We start from the raw sequence: 211 nt of genomic DNA on the forward strand, positions 1-211 counted from the left end.
TATTGTGTTTCACTTCTGAGTTCGGCATGGAATCAGGTGGGTCCACAATGCTATGGTCGCCAAGCAAATTTTAAAATTCGGAAAACTGATTTAAAAGTCTATCTCTTCAAACTCATTCAAGGTCTGTACATCTGAGTCCACAAAACCCCTTGGGTGTTGTATGGTTAAGCCTCACGGGCAATTAGTACAGGTTAGCTCAATGCCTCGCAGC

Annotated in this window: 1 rRNA gene; it reads right to left on the reverse strand. The window is 43.1% G+C overall.

Features of this window, described 5'->3' with window-relative positions:
• A 5S ribosomal RNA gene (rrf, locus tag AACR09_RS00855) occupies nt 1–64 on the reverse strand; the annotation flags it as partial.
• Nucleotides 65–211: the final 147 nt, after the last annotated feature.

This window comes from Vibrio sp. OPT20 (assembly GCF_963889365.1).
Classification (GTDB): Bacteria; Pseudomonadota; Gammaproteobacteria; order Enterobacterales; family Vibrionaceae; genus Vibrio; species Vibrio splendidus.